Origin of the sequence: Amycolatopsis sp. NPDC001319, assembly GCF_042896185.1 — a bacterium.
GTDB lineage: Bacteria > Actinomycetota > Actinomycetes > Mycobacteriales > Pseudonocardiaceae > Amycolatopsis.
Genome location: NZ_JBIAWY010000004.1, coordinates 368,267 through 387,395, shown reverse-complemented (window position 1 = coordinate 387,395; position 19,129 = coordinate 368,267). Strand labels below are relative to the sequence as shown.

The 19,129-nt window shown below is 70.9% G+C and carries 15 protein-coding genes; 4 read left to right on the top strand and 11 right to left on the bottom strand.

Annotated elements, in window-relative coordinates; all coding sequences use genetic code 11:
* Nucleotides 1–68: 68 nt before the first annotated feature.
* From ACFY1H_RS16760 to ACFY1H_RS16750, 3 genes are all read right to left on the bottom strand, one after another.
* A complete protein-coding gene (locus tag ACFY1H_RS16760; protein ID WP_386947297.1) occupies nt 69–1,262 on the bottom strand; it encodes an MFS transporter in 1,194 nt (397 codons plus the stop codon).
* Between the two features lie 154 nt (nt 1,263–1,416).
* Nucleotides 1,417–2,535 (bottom strand): FAD-dependent oxidoreductase, encoded by a 1,119-nt coding sequence (locus ACFY1H_RS16755; protein ID WP_386947295.1) that lies wholly within the window; start codon nt 2,533–2,535, stop codon nt 1,417–1,419.
* 12 nt (nt 2,536–2,547) lie between these two features.
* Entirely contained in the window at nt 2,548–3,210 is a 663-nt protein-coding gene (locus ACFY1H_RS16750; RefSeq protein WP_386947293.1) for a TetR/AcrR family transcriptional regulator, read from the bottom strand.
* Nucleotides 3,211–3,317: 107 nt separating this feature from the next.
* Between ACFY1H_RS16750 and ACFY1H_RS16745 the strand changes: the two genes are divergently transcribed.
* Together ACFY1H_RS16745 and ACFY1H_RS16740 are read left to right on the top strand one after the other, a co-directional pair.
* Nucleotides 3,318–4,076, top strand: a complete 759-nt coding sequence (locus ACFY1H_RS16745; RefSeq protein WP_366584122.1) for a DeoR/GlpR family DNA-binding transcription regulator — start codon at nt 3,318–3,320, stop codon at nt 4,074–4,076.
* A gap of 126 nt (nt 4,077–4,202) precedes the next feature.
* The gene (locus ACFY1H_RS16740) at nt 4,203–5,738 is read left to right on the top strand and encodes an FAD-dependent monooxygenase (RefSeq protein WP_386947291.1); all 1,536 of its coding nucleotides are present in this window, start codon (nt 4,203–4,205) and stop codon (nt 5,736–5,738) included.
* Between the two features lie 1,409 nt (nt 5,739–7,147).
* Here ACFY1H_RS16740 and ACFY1H_RS16735 read toward each other — a convergent pair.
* The 4 genes from ACFY1H_RS16735 to ACFY1H_RS16720 form a co-directional block, all read right to left on the bottom strand.
* A complete protein-coding gene (locus ACFY1H_RS16735) occupies nt 7,148–10,519 on the bottom strand; it encodes a TM0106 family RecB-like putative nuclease (RefSeq protein WP_386947289.1) in 3,372 nt (1,123 codons plus the stop codon).
* Between the two features lie 78 nt (nt 10,520–10,597).
* Nucleotides 10,598–11,506: a ribonuclease Z gene (locus ACFY1H_RS16730; RefSeq protein ID WP_366584119.1), complete on the bottom strand. Its 909-nt coding sequence runs from the start codon at nt 11,504–11,506 to the stop codon at nt 10,598–10,600.
* A 135-nt stretch (nt 11,507–11,641) separates the two neighbouring features.
* Nucleotides 11,642–12,619, bottom strand: coding sequence for an NAD-dependent epimerase/dehydratase family protein (locus ACFY1H_RS16725; RefSeq protein WP_366584118.1), 978 nt, complete (start codon nt 12,617–12,619; stop codon nt 11,642–11,644).
* A complete protein-coding gene (locus ACFY1H_RS16720; protein ID WP_366584117.1) occupies nt 12,616–13,584 on the bottom strand; it encodes a ScbA/BarX family gamma-butyrolactone biosynthesis protein in 969 nt (322 codons plus the stop codon). The genes ACFY1H_RS16725 and ACFY1H_RS16720 overlap by 4 nt, the downstream gene beginning before the upstream one ends.
* Nucleotides 13,585–13,776: 192 nt before the next feature.
* Here ACFY1H_RS16720 and ACFY1H_RS16715 point away from each other — a divergent pair, with 192 nt between their 5' ends.
* Complete coding sequence (locus tag ACFY1H_RS16715) at nt 13,777–14,403, top strand: ScbR family autoregulator-binding transcription factor (RefSeq protein WP_364060871.1); 627 nt, start codon at nt 13,777–13,779, stop codon at nt 14,401–14,403.
* Between the two features lie 6 nt (nt 14,404–14,409).
* Here ACFY1H_RS16715 and ACFY1H_RS16710 read toward each other — a convergent pair whose 3' ends face one another.
* Nucleotides 14,410–15,018, bottom strand: coding sequence for a ScbR family autoregulator-binding transcription factor (locus tag ACFY1H_RS16710; RefSeq protein WP_386947285.1), 609 nt, complete (start codon nt 15,016–15,018; stop codon nt 14,410–14,412).
* A 285-nt stretch (nt 15,019–15,303) separates the two neighbouring features.
* Here ACFY1H_RS16710 and ACFY1H_RS16705 point away from each other — a divergent pair, with 285 nt between their 5' ends.
* Nucleotides 15,304–16,068, top strand: coding sequence for a BTAD domain-containing putative transcriptional regulator (locus tag ACFY1H_RS16705; RefSeq protein ID WP_386947283.1), 765 nt, complete (start codon nt 15,304–15,306; stop codon nt 16,066–16,068).
* A gap of 577 nt (nt 16,069–16,645) precedes the next feature.
* Here ACFY1H_RS16705 and ACFY1H_RS16700 read toward each other — a convergent pair.
* The 3 genes from ACFY1H_RS16700 to ACFY1H_RS16690 all read right to left on the bottom strand — a co-directional run bounded on the left by ACFY1H_RS16700 (nt 16,646) and on the right by ACFY1H_RS16690 (nt 19,112).
* A complete protein-coding gene (locus tag ACFY1H_RS16700; RefSeq protein WP_386947281.1) occupies nt 16,646–17,233 on the bottom strand; it encodes a hypothetical protein in 588 nt (195 codons plus the stop codon).
* Nucleotides 17,234–17,359: 126 nt separating this feature from the next.
* Complete coding sequence (locus tag ACFY1H_RS16695) at nt 17,360–18,187, bottom strand: ABC transporter permease (RefSeq protein ID WP_386947279.1); 828 nt, start codon at nt 18,185–18,187, stop codon at nt 17,360–17,362.
* A 1-nt stretch (nt 18,188) separates the two neighbouring features.
* Nucleotides 18,189–19,112, bottom strand: a complete 924-nt coding sequence (locus ACFY1H_RS16690; protein ID WP_366584113.1) for an ATP-binding cassette domain-containing protein — start codon at nt 19,110–19,112, stop codon at nt 18,189–18,191.
* Between the last annotated feature and the right edge of the window lie 17 nt (nt 19,113–19,129).

Genomic DNA, 19,129 nt, shown 5'->3' with positions numbered 1-19,129 from the left:
CGATGGGTCCAGTATGAGAGCGCGCGCCGCGCACCCGAATCGGCTCGACGGCTCGACCCGCGTAATCCTTAAGTAGTAGCCGCGACGGGGATCACGCGCTCCAGCAACCGCATGGCCAGCGCCGCGAACACGTTCACCACGCCCAGGACCAGCCACGGCAGCCAGTACCCGACCTCGAACAACGTGGTGAAGAACGCCGGCGCCACCAGGCTCGCGACCGTGAACGAGTACTGGAACACCGCCAGGTAGCGCCCTCGCGCGCCCGGCGGCGACAGCTCGGTGGCCAGCGACTGCGACACCGGGCCGTGCACGGTCTCGGCCGCGGTGAACAGGAACGTCGCGCCCAGCAGCACCGGCGCCACCCACCCGAGCTGCCCCGGCACCAGCAGCGCGAACGCCAGGCACCACGCCGCCCACAGCACCGCCGAGGCCATCAGCACGCGCGTCCGGCGCAGCGGCGACACCAGCCGCACGGCCGGCGCGGTGAGCGCCGTGAGCAGCACGGTGTTGCCCACCAGCATCGCGGGCGCCAGCCACGGCGGACCGTGCAGCCCCACGGTCACGAACACCGGCAACCCGAGCGCCAGCATCATGCTCGTCAACGCGAACACCGCGTTCAGCCCCGTGAAGGCCAGGAACGGCCGCGCCCGCAGCATCCCCCGGTACCCGCCGGCGTCGCCCTCCGCACGCCGCGGCGCCCGCACGCGCACCGCGATCGCCAGTCCCGCACAAAGAAAACAGGCCGCCGAGCCGTACGCGATCGCGCGATACGCCTCCGGCGTCCCGATGGTGACGACGACCCCGGTGATCAGGCCGCCGATGGCCAGTCCGGCCGTGCGGGTCACGTTCATCCACGCGAACCAGGAGTCCTTGCTCCGCGGTTTCTCACTGCCGTCGACGAAATCCGCGACCGCGGTGAACACCGACGACCAGAAGAACCGCACCCCGACCGCCACGAGCGCGGCGGTGAGGAAGATCCCGGCAGGCCCGGTCACGCGCGTGAACAGCAGAAACCCAACGCCCTGCGCGCCTTGCGCGGCGACCACCAGCACCCACGGGCCCATCCGGTCGGCCAGCCGCCCGGCGATCAGCGGCACCGGCAGGGTGAGCGCGTTCGCCGCGCTGAGCAGTACGCCGATCAGCGCCAGCGGCACCGTGGTCAGCTTCGCGAAGAACAACACCGACAACGGCTGGAACAACCCGTTGCCCACCGAGTCGACCACCAAGGCCGCCAGCAGCACCGCCCCACCACGGCTCCGCACGCCAGATCATCCCCCCGGGTCGGACGAGCCCCCGAGCGTAACGATCTTCACCGCAGCGGTCGACGGAATTTACTGATCCGGCCAAAAGTAGGCCGACTCCCCAAGCGGCACGCAATCGTTGCTACGAAGCCATTCGGCCGTGACTGTGGTCGGATCAGTACTGATCGGCACAGTAGTGCCCGTCGAACACCGTGAGCAGCCGGTCGGGTGCGTCCTCGGCGAACGAGGCCACCAGGTTCTCCGAACCCCGCGCGGCTTCCTCGCTGCGCGGGAACAGCGCCTTCTCGTACCGCGCCAAGGCCGCCTCGACGTCGCCGCCCGACTCGACCAGGGCCAGCGCCAACTCGGCGCCGTCGATCATGGCCAGGTTGGCGCCCTCACCGGCTAACGGCGACATCAGGTGCGCCGCGTCGCCCACCAGCGTCACGCCGGGCACGCGCGCCCACTCGTGGCCGACCGGCAACGCGTGGATCGGCCGCGGCACCAGCTCCGTGTCGGCCGACTCGATCAAGGCCTTCAGTTCCGGGGCCCAGCCGGCGAACTCTCGCGCCAGCTGCGCGCCCGACAGGTCGAGCGAGGAAACCCAGCCCTCGGGAACCTGGAGGGCGACGTAGACGTGCACGCTGCCGTCCGGCTCCCGGTGCGCCAGAATCCCCTTCCCCGGGCCGAGCGCCATGAACATTCCGCCGCCGATGAGTGCCGCGCTTTCCGGGTGCCGGGTGGCGACGTCCAGCAAATCCAGCTCCACGAACGAAATCCCGGTGTACGCGGGCACTTCGGCCGAGACGAGCGGCCGGATCCGGGACCAGGCCCCGTCGGCTCCGACGAGCACGTCGGTCTCCAGCGTCGAACCGTCGGCCAGCGTCACCTCGTGCCGGCCATCACCCAGCGGACGGGCCGAAACGACCTTGGCACCCCACCGCACGGTGCCCTCCGGCAGCGACGAGAGCAGCAGGTCGCGCAACGCGCCGCGCTCGACCTCCGGCCGGGCGCCGTGACCATCGTCCTCTTCGGACAGTCGCACCACCGCGTGCCGGTCCAGCACGCGCATGGCCTCCCCGCCGCGGTGGATCAGCGGCAGGAACTCCTCGTACAGGCCGGCCGCGCGCAACGCGGCCTGACCGGTTTCCTCGTGGATGTCGAGCATCCCGCCCTGTGAGCGGGCCGCGGCCGACGCGTCGAGGTCCAGCACGGTGGCCTCGACGCCGTTGCGGTTGAGCACGGCCGCGAGCGTCAGCCCGCCGAGACCGGCTCCGATGACGGTGATCTTCACGGTCTTTCTCCTTCAGGTTCTCGGGGTCGCGGCGATTCCGGCGATCAGCGCGCGGAACGCCCAGGACAAGCGTTGCCCGGGCGCGCCGGACAGCAGGTCGGGCCCGGCCGCGGCCAAGTGCGGGTACTTCTCGGGTGACGCGTCGTGGATGACGGCCGCCAGGGCCTGAAACGCTTCGCGGTCTTCGGGGCGCTCGTCGGCGTGTTCGGCCGCGGTCGCCGTGGCCAGCTGGAGCAGCAGGTCGACGCCCCACGCCGCCTGCGCGCCCGGCACCTCGCCCTCGGCCAGCAGCGCGAGCACAGTGTCCACCAGCCGCAGGTAGTTGTCCCCGCGCGGGCGGGCCACGAGCGCCGACTGCGCCAGCCCGGGATAGCGGAACAGCACCGCCGTGTACGAGCCGAGCACCGCTTCGAGCCGCTCCGCCCAGGTACCGGCCGACGGAGCCGGCTCGACCTCGGCGAGCAGCTCGTCGAGCACCGCCGCGTGGAGCTCCACGGTGTTGCGGACGTAGACGTACAGCGACGCCGCACCGGTGTCGAGCTCCTGCGCGAGCCGGCGCATCGTCAGCCGGGACAGGCCTTCGGCGCGCAGGATCGCGAGCGCGGCCGTGATGATCCCGGCCCTGGTCAGGGCCGGCTTGGCCGGACGTTCCCGGCGGCTGCGTGGTGCGGTCATGTTCTCACGGTAACGAACATGTTCGTTCCGAACAAGGTCGTAACGAACATGTTCGTCGTCACAGACGCCCAGGCCTTTCGAACGAAAGGGAGGTAAGTTCGGCAGTCATGCGAGGCAACCCCCGGCACGAACGCATCCTCGAGCGGCTCCGGCGCGACGGCCGCGTCGACGTCGGCGAGCTGGCCGGCGAGCTGGACACGTCGGAGGTGACCATCCGGCGCGACCTCGACTCACTGGCCGAGCAGGGCACGCTGCGCCGCGTACGAGGTGGCGCGGTGAGCCTGCTGATGCGCGGCGAGGAGCTGCCGTTCGCGCTGCGCGCGGTGGAGTCCGCAGCGGCGAAAGACCGGATCGCGGCCGTGGTCGGTGGCCTGGTGCGCGACGGCGAGGCCGTGGTCGTCGACAGCGGTACGAGCGGGCTCGCGGTCGCGCGCGCCCTCGCCGGCCGGCGCCTGACGGTCATGCCGCTCGCGCTGCCGAGCGCGACCGCGCTGGCGGAGAGCTCGTCGGTGAACCTGCTGCTGCCCGGCGGAACCACGCGTTTCGGCGAGGGCTCGATGGTCGGCCCGATCACCGAAGCCGCGCTCGCCGCGCTGCGGTTCGACACGTTCGTGCTCACCTGCTGCGGCCTCTCGCCCGACGACGGGGTGACGGCCCACGACCTGCAGGACGCCGCCGTGAAACGCGCTGCGAAGCGGTCTTCACGGCGCACAGTGCTGGTTGCCGAGAGCGCCAAGTTCTCGCGCACCGCGCTGGCGACCGTGTGCGGGATGGAGGACGTGGACGTACTGGTCACCGACGCCGAGGCGCCTTCGGAAGCACTGGACCGATTTCGCCAAGCCGGGGTCGAGGTCCGGGTGGCGTGAGGGGATCCGTCCACACTGGACGTCTCCCACTCTCAAGCTATAGCGCACCCCGGGGCTTGCCGCAAGACCCCCGTCGTGCCGCAGAATCGGCGGTCGTCAGCGAAACGGGGGTACGAAGTGCACGACGTGATCATCGTGGGTGCCGGCGCGGCCGGCCTGGTCCTGGCCGCCGAGCTGCGCCTGGCCGGGGTGCGGCCGCTGGTGCTGGAACGGCAGCCGCAGCGCCGGGAAGTGGCGCGGGCCAACGGTCTCGGCGGCCAGATCGTGGAGCTGCTGCGCTACCGCGGGGTGCTGGAACGGCTCGAAGCGGCGGCTTCCCCGGTGCGCGCGGCGCCGTCGTTGCCGTTCGGCGGGACGCAGCTGGACCTCTCACACCTGGCCGAGCCGGCGTACTACGCGCTCGGCATCCCGCAGCCGGTGCTCGAACGCACGCTCGCCGAGTACGCAACCGAGCTCGGGGCGGAGATCCGTGAGGGGCACGAGGTCGTCGGCCTTCGCGAAGACACGGCAGTGACGGTGGACGTGCGGGGTCCCGACGGGCCGTACCAGCTCACGGCTCGCTTCGTCGTGGGCTGCGACGGCGGCCGCAGCCGGGTCCGCGAGGTCCTCGGGGTGCCGTTCCCGGGCACGACCTATCCGGAGGTGAACCGGCTCGTCGAGGCGACGGTGCCGGACTCGGTGAGGCGGAACGGCGACCTCGACGTCCCCGGATTGGGGTTGCTGCGCCAGGGTTTCACGCGGACCGACAGCGGAGTGTTCGCGTTCGGCACGATCGGGGCGAACGTTCTGCTGATCAACACCGTCGAACAAGAGACGACCGAGTACGACGACCTCAGCCCGATGACCGAAGCCGAGTTCCAGGCCAGCGTCCGCCGTGTGCTCGGGGTTCCGTTGCCGCTCGGCGAGGTGCGGCGGCTGTCGCGCTACCAGTGGCAGGGCCGGCAGGTCCCCGAGTACCGCGTCGGACGCGTCTTCCTCGCCGGCGACGCGGCGCACCTGCTGGCTTCCTCGGGCGCGTCGCTCAATCTCGGCATGCTCGATTCGGTCAACCTGGCGTGGAAACTCGCCGCCGCCGTGCACGGCTGGGCGCCGCCGGGACTGCTCGACAGCTACCACGCCGAACGCCACTACGCCGGCAGCCGGGCTCTCTTGCAGACCAGCGCGCAGGCCGCGCTCCGCCGCGGCCACGACCCCGCTGCCGACGCGCTGCGCACGCTGTTCCAGGAGCTCCTCACCGACGAACAACCGTTGCACCGCCTCGCCGCGGCCATCGGCGGCACCGACCTGCGGTACCCAGCGCCCGGTTCGGACCACCCCCTGGCCGGCACCTTCGCCCGCGACTTCCCCCTGACCACCGACGAGGGCCCGTCGTCGCTCGCCTCGCTGCTGCGCCCGGGCCGGCCGGTGTTCCTCGACCTCGCGGACCGCCCGGAGCTCCGGGCGGCCGCCGAACCCTGGGCTCCGCGCGTGGCTCTCCGCACCGCCAAGACCGCGCTCCGCCCCGCCGACGCCCTCCTCCTCCGCCCGGACGCGCACATCGCGTGGGCCGCGCCGCTCGACTCGCCCGTCGATCCGGCCGGCCTCCGCGAAGCCCTCGCGACATGGTTCGGCACACCGGAAGGGGCCGGAAACCGCCTCACCACCGATGATCACCAAGAGTAATAGTTCACCCTGATAGATTCACCGTTTCGTGGACTGATCAAAGATCGACTTCTACCGCTAGTGTCACCGACAACCCGCTCAGCCTCGACATTCCCCCGACCGGGCGGCGGGCCAGGCCCCCTGGTAGTCCCCCTTCCGCGCCCAGGGGGCCACACAAACACACCCTCACTCGCCCCGGGAGGAGAGCGCTTGCCACACGCGGTCGCGCGTCAGCGGGAGCGACGTGAAGCGCACGCCGGTCGCGGTCTGGACCACACGCGTCACAGGCGCTCACTGCCGAAGGCGACGCGGCGCCGACGCACGCCGAAGGTCCCGGGCGGCGCAGCGCCCCGGCAACCTTCGCCGACCGGAGTCGCCCGGCGACGTTCCGTCGACGCTCGTTTCCCCTCTGCCGCCGCGACTCCCGCATCCACCCGGGCCTCCTCGACCGGCAGGCGCGGCTGACCGACCCGGCGGCTCCGACGCCCGCAGCTCGGCACGTCGCCGAGCCCTCACCCGAACGGTCGCGATCCACGTCACTCGCGGGCCGTGGAACATTCGGGGGGCGTGGGCGTTGTACTCACTGTCGGTGCGGGTGGGTCCCCGGGCTCCACACTTCACCTTCCCGGACAGCCGGTTCGCCGGCCCCGGGTTGCGTCACTCGCCGAGAGGCGACCCCCGTGCCGACGCCAGACCACCCGCCCCGCTGCCCTGCACTCCCCCAACGCGGCGCGGGGCGGGCATCAGTGCTCCTGCTCTCGCTCGCCGGGCCCCCAGCCGGCGGAGCCGGGAGCGGGAGCACCCCTACCCTCCACTGTGGATCATCCAGAACGCCGGGAATACCGAAGAACCGGCACTGGTTACAACCTTTGCCGGTGTGGTGGTGTCCCCGGGCTCCACCCACTGCCTTCCCGGACCGTCGCACAGACTCCGGGTCGCGCCAACCGCCGAGAGGCGACCCCCGCACCGGCCTCGAACCAGCCCCTTCGGACCACCCCACCCCGCTGCGCCGCAGTTGCCCCCAGGCAGCGCGGGGTGGGCTCATGTGCTCCTGCTCCTGTCGCCGGACCCACTGCCGCGGCAGGAGCGGGAGTATCCAAACGTCCACAGTGGATCATGAAAATCACCTGAGCGACCTGCGTCACAAGGGAAATCCGGAACACCGGCCCCGCGCAGGCGTTGTACACGGTGTCGGTACGGCGGGTGTCCCCGGGCCTCACCCTTTGCCTTCCCGGGCCGTCGCAAGACGCCGGGTCGTGCCACTCGCCGAGAGGCGACCCCCCGTACCGACGCAAGCCACGCACAAGAGAAAGCTCCCGCCCGCACCCGCCGATCCCCCCATCGGCGCGGCGCCCGAGGCGGGAAACAGTGCCCCCGCTCCCGGCCCGCGCGAACTCCCCCTCCGCAGCGACGGGACCGGGGGCACGCCCTTATCCGGATGAAGGCCAGGGCAGCGCGTCCTGCAGCAGCCCGAGCATCCCCGACACGAGCCGCATCTGCTCGACCGTGCGGATGTCGGCCTCCAGCAGGTGCGGCGAACACACCAGCACCGCCACCGACTGGGCCCGCGAGAGCGCGACGTTCAGCCGGTTGCGCGACAGCAGGAAGTCGAGCCCGCGCGGAAGGTCGACGGCCGAGGACGATGTCATCGTCGTCACCACCACCGGCGCCTCCTGGCCCTGGAACCGGTCGACCGTGCCCACTCGGACGTCGCCGAAGCCGGCGTCGGCCAGCGCGCGCGTGACCACGCGAGCCTGCAGGTTGTAGGGCGCCACCACGAGGAAGTCGGCGTCCGTCAGCGGGCGGCCCTCCCACGTGCGCCCGTGCAGCGCCGAGATCACCGAGACGACCTCGGCCGCCTCCTCCACCGAACGCGTCGTGTTCCCGCGGTGCTCCACCGATGCCAAGTACAGCCCCGACGCGAACCCGTCGACCGATCGCGACGCCGACGGGTGCGAGTGCAGCAACCCCGCGTACGACAGCCGCGACACGGGTGCGCACACCGCCGGGTGCATGCGCCGCGTCTGGTCGAGGAAGTAGCCCAGGTGCGCCGGCATGATGTCGGCGTCACCGATCAGGTGCCCGAGCGCCGACGCCTCCGCGCCCGCCGGGTGCGTGCCCTGCACCACCTGCGGCAGCTGCTGCGGATCACCCAGCAGCACCACGTTCTTCGCGCACGTCGACACCGCCAGCGCGTCGGCCAGGGCGAACTGGCCGGCCTCGTCGATCACGAGCACGTCGAACGGCTCCGCGCGCACGGCCGCGTTGGCGAACGTCCACGCCGTGCCGCCCACGAGGTGCCCGGTGTCGTGTTCCTCGCGCCAGCGCACCAAAGCATTGTTGTTCTTGGGCTGTTCCCACGGCGCCGCGGGGTCCGGCGTCCGCTTCGCACGCTTGGCGCACGCGAGCGAAGGATCGTTGCCCAGCGCGGCGGACAGCACGTTCTCCACGGCCTTGTGGCTGTTGGACGTGACCCCGACCGTCCGGCCCGAACGCACGAGGTGCGCGATCAGCTTGCCCGCCAGGTACGTCTTCCCCGCGCCCGGCGGGCCCTGCACCGCGAGCACGGAACCGTCGAGCGCGTCGACGGCCTCGATCACCGTCGCGACCAGATCCGCTCCCGCGGCGGGCAACGCGCCGCCGGTCCGCAGCCGCGGCGCCGTGCGGCGCAAGAGGTCCACACCAGGGTGCTTCGGCAACGCGGGCAGGGTTTCGCCGACGAGCCGCGCGAGATCCGCCACCGCCTCGTCCTTCGGCGACGGCCGCACCGGGCTGCCGGGCAGCACCGCGGCCGGGCGGTCGTTCGACGTCGCGTCGGGGGCGCTGCTCTCCTCCAGCGTCAGCTCGACGGCCGAGGAAGCCACCACCTTCGCGTCGCGCGCTTCGGCGCCATAACGCAGGCGCACGTCGTCACCCGGCGCGAACGGGTGCGGCCGGTCCGGGTCGCACGCCACGACGAGCGTCCGCTTCGCCGTGCGCAGCCGGCCCGACGGCGGCACCCACTCGCCGGCCGACACCGAAACGGGCACCGCGCACGTCGTGTCGATCTCCAGGTCGCCGAGCGGTGCGGCCAGCTGCCGGAAGAACTCCCACCACGCCGGGTTGGTCTCGCGCCGGTGGTAGCCCACGGACGCGGCGAGCAGCGCGCGGGCGTGGTCGTCGGGCGTGAACTCGGCCGGGTCGTCGGGCAGGCCTTCCAGCAGGGGATCGACGAGCGCCGCCATGGCGGCCGCGCGCTCCGCCCGCCGTTGCGCCGCGACGTCTTCGTCGGTCTCCCGCAGCAGAGCGTCCACATCGGACTCCGGTGCCGGCTCCGCGAGCTCGATGCCCTCGTCCACGCGCACCCGGTGCAGGAACTCCAGCAGCCGCAGGGTGGACACGCAGTCGTACTCGTTGTACTCACCGATGCCGCGCAGCACTTCACCGGCCCGCTCGGGCTCGCCGGCGGCCGTGAGGGTGAGGTAGTCCTCGTACGCCTCGATGCTGGACGCGGCCGTCTTCACGTCGCCCTCGCGCGCGGCGGGCATGTACAGCGGCTCGAGGTACTTGATCGAGTACGACCGCTGCCCGACCCGCAACGCCTTGCGCACCACGGCGTACAGGTCCACCAGCGCGCCGCCCCGCAGCAGCTCGTCGACCTCTTCCTCGCGGGTGCCGTGCACGGCGGCGAGGCGCTTGATGGCCGTGACCTCGTACGGCGCGTAGTGGTAGACGTGCGCACCGGGGTGTTCGGCGAGCCGCGCGGCGGCGAAGTCCACGAACTCCTCGAACGCGCGCTTCTCCTGCGCGCGGTTGTGCGCCCAGAACGGGGTGAACCGCCGGCCGTCGGCGTCGTCCGTCACCGCACCGAACAGGTACTCGAGCCCGGTGCCCGCCAGCGCGTACGGGTCGCCTTCCATGTCGAAGAAGACGTCGCCCGGGCTCGGCGGCGGCAGCTCGGCGAGCGCGGCGGGGTCGATCACCTCGTAGGCGAGCTCGCCCGTCTCGTCCTGGCGGACCTGGATCGCGGCCTGCGCGCGCAGCGTCGTGTACGTCGTCGCCGACATGTCGCGCGGCCGGTCGTCCGGACCGGCGGCGGCGAGCTTGTCGATCGTGGCGAGCCCGGCCGTCACGAGCTTGCGCCGCTGGTCTCCGCGCATCCCCGCGACGAGCGACAGGTCCCGGTCCGCCTCCCGCGCGGTCGAGCAGTGCTGCGCGAAGCGGCACGCTCCGCACGCCGGCCGCTCGTCGGCCCACAGCTGCAACGGCAGGCGGGCCGGGCGATCGCGCAGCCGCGAGCGCAGGCGGTCGAGCAGCGGGAGGAAGTCGTCCACGCGCAGGGTGCGGGTGGTGCCGTCGCCCAGCAGCAGGTGCATGTCCGGACCAGCGGGCCACCCGGCCCGGCGCAACGCATCGGCGTAGGCCGTCAGCTGGACCACGGCGGACGGCTTGGCGTGCCGGGCGAGCTTGGTGTCGTAGACCTCGTAGCGGCCTTCGTCGTCGCGCAGCAGGAAATCGGCGCGGCCGGTGAACTCGTCGTCGTGGAACACGGCCTGGTAGACCACGGGCGCGCCCGCGCGCAGCGCCTCCTCCGTCGCCTTCGCGGCGACGACCGGGTCCCGCTCCTCGATCTCCACGACCTTGCGTTCGGCCCGCAGCCGCCCGAGCGTCGCCTCCTCGTGCGCGCGCCCGTGCTTCACGGCCAGCTGATCGGGCCCCGAGCCGGGCGTCGGCGCGCCGGGCAGCCCCGCCGCCAGCGCCTGCGTGAGGACGCTCCGGTGCTCGCACTCGAGCAGATCGGCGAGATCGGACGGCGTGTACATCGCCCGGAAGTCTGGCACGACCGCGGGCACGCTCCGCCGACCCCGGGCACCGACACGCCGACGGCCCAGGTCACAGCGTCAGCGCCGCCGGGGCAACGGGATCACGTCGAAGTCGCGCGCCACGTGGATCTCCCCGTCGAACACCTGCGCCGCCTCCTCCCCGAACGCGTCGGCCTCCGAATAGGGGTAGCGCTGCGAGAAGTGGGTCAGCACGAGCTTGCGCACGCCCGCCTCGGCGGCGAGGCGCCCGGCGTCGGTGCTGGTGAGGTGGCCGTAGCGGGTGGCGATGTCGGCGTCGGCGTCGCGGAAGGTCGACTCGGCGACCAGCAGGTCCGCGTCGCGCGCGCAGTCCAGGGCGCCCGCGCACGGCCGGGTGTCCATGACGAACGCCACGACCTGTCCGGGCTTGGGCTCGCTGACGTCGGCGAGGTGAACAGTGCGGCCGTCGATCTCCAGCGACCCTTCGCGCTGCAGCCGGCTGATGTCCGGACCACGGACGCCGGCCGCGGCCAGGCGGTCGGGAAGCATGCGGATGCCGTCGGGTTCGGTGTAGCGGTAGCCGAAGCAGTCGATGCGGTGGTCGAGGACGTGAGCGGACATCGGGCCGTCGGTCCAGCCGTCGGCGAGCACCGGCCGCGGGACGACCTCGGCGCGCTCGTGGTAGACGGTGGAGTAGCGCAGCCGCTCGAAAAACACCTGGCCGGAGGCCGGGTAGTGGCAGCGCACGGGCCGCGGCACGGCGTCGAGCGACAGCCGCTGCAGCACGGCGGAGAGGCCGAGGCTGTGGTCGCCGTGGAAGTGGGTGATGCAGATGCGCGTGAGCTCCGCGGCGGCCACGCCGGCGTGGGTCATCTGCCGCTGCGTGCCCTCCCCGGGGTCGAACAGCACGCCGTCGGTGTCGAAACGCAGGAGGTACCCGTTGTGGTTGCGGTGCCGGGTCGGCGTCTGGCTCGCCGACCCGAGCACCACGAGCTCACGTCGTGACATGCCGCCATCTTCGACGATCACCGGCCACCGGGAAAAGCGGACGGCCACCCGGTCCATTCCGGGTGGCCGTCATGATCGAAATTGCTGTGCGAATTCAAGCGGGCACTTTCCGCGTTATTCGATCTTCGAATCGCGTCATATTCCGCCAACGCGGCCGAAGAGCGTTTCCCGGTAGTACTCCGCCGCCTCGGCCAGGCGCGCGACGAGGCCGGGCCCCGCCGACACGCCCGTGCGGGCCCAGATGCGGCTGCTCTCGTACCAGTGGTCGCGCGTGAGCAGGGAATACTGGTGATCACTGAGCCACGGCAACGCGTCCCGCGTCCGCTCGCGGTGCTCCGCGAGCGGCAGGTCCGCCGCGGGCACCGGCTCACCGAGCAGGTCGCACACGGCCGTGACCAGGCGCCGCATCCGCACGGGCCGCGGGTCGGCCACGTGGAAGACCTCCCCCGCCGGGCCCGGGCGGTGGATCAACGCGACGAGCACCGCCGCGAGGTCCGTGACCGAGACCACCGACGTCCGCGCGTCGCCGCCCGCCGCCCACGCCGGGACCGCACGCAGCCACCGCACCAGCGCGGGGACGACGTGCCGGTCGCCGACGCCGTAGACCAGGTGCGGCCGCAGGACCACACCACCGGCCGCGCGCACGAGCCGTTCGGCCGCGAGCCGGCTGCGGCTCGTGGCCGATGCCGGACCCGTGACCAGCGCCGACTCCGACGCGCCGCGGTGGTCGCCGTCGCGGTAGACCGCGCAGGTGCTCAGGTGCAGCAGCCGCGTGGTGCCGGCACGCGCCGCCTCCGCGAGCAGCGCGCGGGTGCCGTCCTCGTTGACGGCGGTGCACAGCTGTTCGTCCCCGCCGACCTGCGCCGCGAGGTGCACGAGCGTGGTGACGCCCGTGCACGTCCCGGCCAGGCTCGCCGGGTCGGTGAGGTCACCCACCACGGCTCGCACGCCCGTGTCCGCCGGCCAGTCGGGCAGCGGCCGCCGCACGAGGACCCGCACGCGCGGGCCGCACCCGCTCGCGACGAGCTCCCGCACCACGGCCGAGCCGATGAAGCCGGTGGCGCCGGTGACCAGGATGTCTGTCGTACTGACCGCCCCCAGGTCGGCAGTCATGACAGACGCATCGCCAGCGTGGTCGTCACGGCGGTCTTGCCGTACTGCCGGAACTCCACGCGCACCAGGCGGCAGTCGTCCTCCGCCGGGGCCAGTTCCGTGGCCACGACAAGGCATTCGGCCTCGAACTCAACGTAGGCGTCGAACTCGATCTCCGCCCGTAGCGGCAACGCGTGCGGGTCGCCGACCGTGAGCAACGCGGCCTGCCGCGCGGCCTCGACCATGACCATGCCGGGCACGTGGTCCACCGTGTGGTCGAACAGCACCGCGTGGTCCGGGTCGAACTGCAGGGCCCAGACGCCCGTCTCCGAAGTGGCCGCGACCAGCACGTCCTGCGCGTGGTTGCGCCCGACCTCGGCCGGTTCGACGGTGGGCAGCACCGTGACCTGGAACGGCGTCGCCGCGAAGTGCTCGCCGCGCAGCCGCCGGTAGACCGCCGACGAGACGCACCGCCAGCGCTCCGAAGCCGTGCCGACGTGCGTGCCGTCGCGGAACACGTCGAACTCGTACCGCATGCCGCCGACCTGCTTGCCGCGGTACTGCACGTCGTGCGCGCTGACCTGCAGCACCACGTTCACCGGCCGGGTGTCGGTGGCCAGCCCTGCCTCGTCGACCTCGTACGCCTTGTGGTCGGAGAGGAAGTTGTAGCCGAGGGGCACCCCGTACGCCCGGTGGGCGAGCAGCATCGCGGCTTGCCGGCAGGTTTCGGTGTACAGCAACGGGTCGTGTGAAGCCGGTGTGCGCGGGCCGAAGAAGCCGTGGCGCCGCGGCCACTGGGCGCCGAGCTCGAAGCGTCCCGGCCCCAGGATGTTCAGATCGGTGACGAAGACTTCCGAGACAGCCGCGCGGTGCACGAGGCTGCGCGGGATCGTCTGCTGGAAGTCAATCGGTCTCTTCGCCGGAGTTTCATCGATCGTTTCAGTGGATGATCTTCCTACTGTCTCCACTAGCAGTGTGCCGACCATGTCGGACCTCCCAGAAAGAAATTCCCCAGTTTCCCCAGTGCTCCCCCGTTCAATTTCTAGCGGAATCCGAGAGCCAAAACCATACCTACCTACCGGTTTTTTTCGCTGGCTCTTCGGCCCGCCGACCGGTACACTGAGCGCTTGCACCGGTCCACGACGGACCTCATCCCCTTGTGCACGAAGGAGTCAGGCGTGGCTCGCCAGGAACGCGCGGAGCAGACCCGTAAGACCATCCTCGCCGCCGCGGCGTCGCGGTTCGACGCGGTCGGATTCCTCGGGGCGAGCCTGTCCGACATCCTGGCCGAGGCCGGCGTGACCAAGGGTGCGCTGTACTTCCACTTCAAGTCGAAGGAAGATCTCGCCGAAGCGCTGATGCAGGAGCAGTTTGCGGTGGCGGACTCGTCGCCGGCGCTGACGAACCCAGGGCTGCAGACAGTGATCGACTGGTGCCACACCCTTGCCACCGGGTTGCAGAACGATGTCTTCGTGCGCGCCAGCATCCGGCTCGTCATCGAGCAGGGTTCGTTCGTCACGCCGGCCGCCAACGCCTACAAGCAGTGGATCGACCTCGTCCACGGGTGCCTGCTCGCCGCGAAGGCCTCGGGTGACGTGCGCAAGGAGATCAACACCCACGATCTCGCGCAGTACGCCGTCGGGTCGTTCACGGGGATCCAGCTGAGCTCCCAGGTCCTCACGGACCGGACCGACCTGCGCGAGCGCGTCACGTTCATGTGGGCGACGCTGCTGCCCTCGATCGTGCCGCCGCGCCGGCTGCACAAGTTCAACCCGGCCGGGGTCCTCGAAGAGCAGCCCGCCTGAGGCGGCTCATCGCGCGGTGCTCGGCACCGGCTCGGCCAGCTCGATCACGCGCCAGAGCTCGGAAAGCGTGCGCGTGAGGTCGGTGTCGGCCGGGATCGTGCCGCTCGCGACCACCGACTCGAGGCCCACACAGGTCACGACCACCAGCAGCGTCGCCATGTCGGGCAGGACCTCCGCGCTGAGCTCGCCGGCGTCGTGCGCCTCGGCGATGCAGCGCCGCACCTGGGCGAGCCAGGCGCGTGTGAAGGCGACGTAGCGGGCGTCCTTCGAGCCCATCTCGCGTGTGAGCCGGAAACTGGCGCCGACCTTGGGATCCGCGCCGAGCCAGTGCATGAGGGCGCGGCTGAGCTCCGCGAGCCTGCGCAGGGCGGGCGCGCCGCTCCGGCGGTCGACGCGGTCCACGTGCTCCTGGAGCACGGCCACCGCGGCGCCCTGGACCTCGTCGCAGACCTCGTCCTTCGAGGAGAAGTGGAAGTACAGGCCGCCCTTGGTGACGCCCGCCTGGCGCGCGATGTCCACCATGCTCGTGGCCGCGTAGCCGTCGCGGTGGAGCAGCTCGGCGGCGGCGTCCAGCAACAAGAGCCGGGTCTGCTCCGCGCGCGCCTGCTTCGTCACCGTCGTCCCCATCCACTCCGGCCGCGCACGTCCGTGCCGACCTGATCAGAGTAAGATACCAACCGCCCGGTTTACAAGGATTCCCGGCACAATTCAGGGCCACTACCTGGACCGAGGCCGTTTTTCCTTGATCAAAACAGACCGACCTCCCGGTTTTGTCTTGAAAACCGACCTCCCGGTTTGGTAAGTTGCTCACGTGGGGCCAGGCAAGTCCGGCAGGCAGGGGCGCTGGGGGCGCCGCCGATGCCGGCCCCCCGACGACGCGGACACCGGAGGGCGTTCATGATGAACTACGAAATTCTGGGGCAGATCAGAGTCAGCGGCCGGCCCGGTGTCAGCGCACCCCGGGCGCGCAAGATCGAGACGCTGCTCGCCGTGCTGCTGGCCAAGAGCAACCAGGTGGTCACCACCGAGCACCTCATCGGCGAAATCTGGGGCGAAAACCCACCGGCGCGCGCGAGCGCCGCGCTGTACGTCTACGTTTCCCAGCTGCGCAAGCTCCTCCGCGGCACCCCGGCCGACGCCGAGGACAGCCCCGTGGTCACCAGCCCACGCGGCTACTCCCTCCACGTCGGCATCGACGAACTCGACGCCGACCGCTTCACCCGCCTCTACCAGGAAGGCCGCGCCCTCCACTGGGACCGCAGTTACGGCCAGGCCGCCACCGTCCTCCGCCACGCCGCCTCCCTCTGGCGCGGCCCCGCCTTCGGCGGCTTCACGGACTCCCCGGACGTACAGGCGTACGCCACCCTCCTGGAGGAGACCCGCCTGGAATGCCTGGAGCTGCTCATGGAAACCGAGCTGCTCATCGGCCGCCACCGCGAGGTCGTCGGCCAACTCTCGGCGCTGGCCAAGGAACACACCCTGCGCGAAACCTTCTACGAATACCTCATGACCGCGCTCCTACGCTCCAACCGCCGCGCCGAAGCCCTGGAAACCTTCGCCTCGGCCCGCCAGAACCTGGTACAGCAACTCGGAATCGAACCCGGCGTCTCCCTCCGCAAACTCCACCAGAGCATCCTGGTGGGAGAAATGTCCGACGCCGTGTAACTCCGCACAGCAGGAAGGCCCGCTACTGCTTTCATTGCAGTAGCGGGCCTTTCTTGTTGCTCGGTCCTTCACTCGCGACACTCCCGCTCCGCCGCCCGACGGCACACCACCACCGCCACCGCCCCAATGTGGCGTTGGTTGCGCCCAACGCACCGAACGCCACATTGAGTGCACCCAACGCAACCAACGCCACATTGGGACGCTCCGGCACACCCCGAACCGCCGGCCGCCCATACAACCCACACCCCCACCTGACCCCGGCGCCCACCACCCCAACCGCCGGCCGCGCACCACAGCCACCACTCCACACCCCCCACGCGTGCCCTTGCCACTCACCAACCGCCACCCGGCACCGCACGCCACGTTCCCCCAACCCCTCCCCGAACCCTTCCCCCACCCGGCCCCCCGATGCTTTTCTCCAACACGGTAGGGATCGGCTTGTCAAGGCACGCTTTCCCGCCTTGACAAGCCGATCCCTACCGTCGTCACAATCAAAAATCGGGGTTCCCCACCACCCACCCGACAACCGGCAATGGTGTGCGCAGCACGCCGAGCCGGCACCACAACCAGAACCCCCTCAACTCCGATACACAGAAACCACCGGCCCCCCACACTCAACCGGCTCCCCGTACCACCCACCCCACCTTGAATCCAACGCCAACTCCGCCAACTCAGCCATCAAATCCAACTCAGCCGGCCACACATACCTCAACACCGACCCACCCACCACCACGGTCTGCCGAACACAATCCACCTCACGCACCCAGACATCCGCACCCCACCTTCGAGGATCCGGCTGCCTCCCCTGCACCACCAACGCCCCACCCGGCCGCAACACCCTCGCCAGCGAACGAACCGCCCGCACCTGCCCCCGCTGCCCCGAGATCCGCGACAACCCGTCACCACCGAGAAAAACCGCATCAAACCGCGAACCCACCGGCAACCCAAGCGAAAACGAACCCACGTCGACCGCGTAACCCTCCCCGGCCAACGCATCCGCAACCGGCCCCCCACCGAGCACCAACACCCGCCCACCCCCACTCCGGCGGGCAACCCGATCGGTCACCTCGGCAAGAAACGCCACGGCCCCGGCCGGATCATCCGCCAACGGGGCGAGCCACACGTCGAGCACATCGGCCGGCAACTCATCGATGCGGGTCGGCATCCTGCCACCTCACTTCACGCACTGGTCTTGGCTGCTCAACGCAGCGTGCCCGACCCACCTAAAGTCGACCTTGCACACGACGAAAGGGCGACCCGCACGAAGCGGGCCGCCCCAGAAGAGCCAGCCTCAGACCGTCGCCCGCTGATGGAACTTCCGCACCGTCAGCACCGCCGCAACCGCCGTGATCGGAACCCACCACGCCAACGCCAGCCACCCCGTGGCACCCAACGCGGACCCGTTCATCAGATGCCGAACAGCATCGATCAACACCGTCACCGGCTGGTTGTCCACAATCACCCGCAGCACGCTCGGCATCGACGCCGTCGGCACCAACGCGCTGGTGGCGTAGGGCACGAACACCAGGATCATGCCCAAGCCACTCGCCCCCTCCACCGTCTTCGCGATCGACCCGAGCAACGTAGCCAGCCAGAACACACCGGCCGCAAAGAGCACCAGCAGGCCCACCGCGCCAAGCCACCCGAGAACGCCACCACCGGGCCGGAAGCCGATGGCAAGCCCGACAGCCACCATCACCACGAGCGAGAGCAGGCTGCGCAGCACCCCGGAAACCACGTGGCCGACCAGCACAGCCGACCCGGCCATCGGCATCGACCGGAAGCGTTCCACGAGACCGTTGGTGAGGTCGGCGGATACACCGACCACAGTGGACGTGGAGTTGAAGCCGATGCTGATCACGATCAGGCCCGGCACCAGGTAGTCGATGTAGTTCATGCCGGGCAGGTTGATCGCGCCGCCGAACATGAAGCGGAACAGCAGGAGCAGCACGATCGGCAGCGAGACCGCCTGGATCAGCATCTCCGGGTTGCGGGTGATGTGCTTGAGGTTGCGCCCGATCAGCACCCGGTAGTCGGACGCCGCGAGCGACAGCGCCGAACGGGCGGGAGTGGCGGGGATCCGGGTCCCCTCCGTCTCCCTCGACAGGGTCTGGGTCATCTCACTTCTCTCCCGCGGTTGAGGTCAGGGTGTGGAAGACGTCGTCGAGGGTCGGCTCGGAGAGCTCGAGACCGGTGGTTTCGAGGCCCGCGTCGGCGACCTGGTTGAGCACCCGCCGCACCTGCGCGGGGTTGTCGATCGCGATGCTCACCGTCGTGTCGAGCAGCACGCCCTCGACGACGGTGTGCGCGCGCTCCGCCTCCACGGGGGTGGCGAAGGTGAGCTTGAGCCGCTCCGTGCCGACACGGCGCTTGAGCTCGGCCGCCGTGCCCTCGGCGACCACGCGGCCCTTGTCGATCACGGCGATGCGGTCGGCGAGCTGGTCGGCTTCCTCGAGGTACTGAGTGGTGAGCAGGATCGTGGTGCCGCCGTCGAGCAGCTGCCGGATCGCGTCCCACATCGCCGAGCGGCTGCGCGGGTCGAGACCGGTGGTCGGCTCGTCGAGGAACAGCACCGGCGGCGACGTGATGAGGCTGATCGCGAGGTCCAGCCGGCGGCGCATGCCCCCGGAGTACGTCTTGACCTGCCGCGTCGACGCGTCCACGAGGTCGAACTGCGCGAGCAGTTCCGTGGCGCGCGCCTTCGCGTCGGCGGTCGAGAGGTGGAACAGCCGCGCCATCATCTCGAGGTTCTCGCGGCCGGTGAGCAGCTCGTCGACCGCGGTGTCCTGGCCGGTCAGGCCGATCTGCTCGCGCACCTTGCGCTTGGGGCCCTTGAGGTCGTGGCCGTTGACGGTCACCGTGCCGCCGTCGGCCTCCAGGAGCGTGCTGAGGATCCGCACGGTGGTGGTCTTTCCGGCGCCGTTGGGGCCCAGGAGCGCGAACATCGTGCCCCGCTCCACGCTGAGGTCGACGCTCTCCAGCACGTCGACGTCGCCATAGGACTTGCGCAGCCCCCGTGCTTCTATTGCGTAGCCGGTGACCATCGGTTACCTCTCCTCGT